This window comes from Bartonella sp. AP88HLJMH, from assembly GCF_042195605.1.
Lineage (GTDB): Bacteria > Pseudomonadota > Alphaproteobacteria > Rhizobiales > Rhizobiaceae > Bartonella.
Map to the genome: position 1 here is coordinate 1 of NZ_JBHIOR010000073.1, position 1594 is coordinate 1594.

At 38.0% G+C, this 1594-nt stretch carries 3 protein-coding genes; all 3 read right to left on the reverse strand.

What is annotated here, in order from left to right:
• Window positions 1–33: 33 nt before the first annotated feature.
• Window positions 34–387 carry a hypothetical protein gene (locus ACFIMA_RS09550; protein WP_375613771.1) on the reverse strand — a complete coding sequence of 118 codons (354 nt, stop codon included), beginning with the start codon at window positions 385–387 and terminating at the stop codon, window positions 34–36.
• A gap of 15 nt (window positions 388–402) precedes the next feature.
• Window positions 403–843: a single-stranded DNA-binding protein gene (gene ssb / locus ACFIMA_RS09555; protein WP_375693777.1), complete on the reverse strand. Its 441-nt coding sequence runs from the start codon at window positions 841–843 to the stop codon at window positions 403–405.
• Between the two features lie 103 nt (window positions 844–946).
• Window positions 947–1594: DnaB-like helicase C-terminal domain-containing protein (locus tag ACFIMA_RS09560; RefSeq protein WP_375693437.1), on the reverse strand; the 648-nt coding region annotated here is incomplete at its 5' end.

Consider the following 1594-nt stretch of genomic DNA (forward strand, 5'->3'; position numbering starts at 1 on the left):
CGTCCGTTTGGTTCTCTTAGCTGCCCTGCTATTTTAGGGCGTCCCCTCTTTTTGTTTTTTTTCACTTATGTCCTCAGATGTCTGTTTAATATCTTGCCAAATTCTCTCTGATCTTGACCATGAAATTCGATTTAAAAAGAACAATAAAACCACTAAAATGCATATTACAGCAGCAACACCTAACTTAAGTTTTAAGTGACTTTGATCCCAAGAAAGTTTTAAGAGCAGAATGAAAAGTGTACTCAATAAAGCACCCATCACTATACTGTAATAACTCATTGATGTAGATGACATACAATCTCTTAACAGCTCTATATCATTCTCTGTAAGCATATAAACGGGTTCAGATTCTTCTGTACTAACCCTAGACTTCTTTTTACTATCCATTAAAGCACCTTCTGTTTAAAAAGGAACGCTATCATTCATAACGGTATGAGACGTATCAAGAGGTCTGTAAATGCTTCTGTCATAAGGTGATGACTGCTCTTGATTATCATCATTTTTGCCATCTAAAAGCTTTAACTCGCCTTTGTACTGAGGCAATATGACTTCTGTTACATAGCGATCAACACCGTTTTTATCTTGCCATTTACGGGTTTGTAGTCGCCCCTCGATATAAACTTTGCTGCCTTTATTGAGATACTGGAGAGCTATTTTTGCAAGATGTGGATTAAACACCACAATGGAATGCCATTCGGTTTTGTCTACTTTCTTATTGGTTGCCTTGTCTGTATAGCTCTCAGACGTTGCCATTCGAAAATTGACCACCTCGATGCCAGTTGACATTGTTTTGCTTTCTGGATTGGCACCTAAATGACCAATTAAAATCACTTTATTAAGCATGTTTGTAAGTCCCATTAAATGATGTAAAGATCATAACATGTTTTATGTGTTTTTACAATGTTTTCAGTTAGCTAATAACAATTATTTAATGTTTTACATTATGTTATAAATCACTAAAGCGTGTAAAATCGGATTGAAAGGCAAGGGGAACGATTCCTGTCGGACCATGGCGTTGTTTTGCTATAATAACCTCGGCTTTACCCTTGGCTTGCTCCATTGCCTCTTGCCATTTGTTATACTCAGCGGTGCTTTCTTTGGGTTCTTCATTTTTGAGATAATATTCTTCACGATAAACGAACAGAACAATGTCGGCATCTTGCTCGATTGAACCAGATTCACGTAAATCAGAGAGTTGCGGACGTTTATCGGTTCGGTTTTCAACTTGGCGCGAAAGTTGTGACAGAGCAATGATGGGAATATTGAGTTCTTTTGCAAGTGCTTTTAATCCGGTGGTAATGGCTGTAATTTCTTGAACGCGATTTTCTAATGAACGCTTTGAACCGCTTGTCATGAGTTGGATATAATCGATAATCAAGACATCTAGACCATGTTGTCGTTTAAGACGCCTTGCACGAGCGGACAATTGTGCAATAGACACCCCACCCGTTTGATCAATATAAAGAGGGATTGTTTGTAAGGAACGCATTGCGTGAATAATTTTTGCAAATTGCTCTTCTGAGATATTACCACGGCGCATATCAGAAGAAGAAACCTTTATTTGCTCTGAGATAATACGAGTTGCAAGCTGTTC

Bases quoted from the DNA above. Each gene is read 5' to 3' on its own strand.
- ACFIMA_RS09550 (WP_375613771.1), bottom strand. From the start codon at position 387: ATGGATAGTAAAAAGAAGTCTAGGGTTAGTACAGAAGAATCTGAACCC.
- ssb (WP_375693777.1), bottom strand. From the start codon at position 843: ATGCTTAATAAAGTGATTTTAATTGGTCATTTAGGTGCCAATCCAGAA.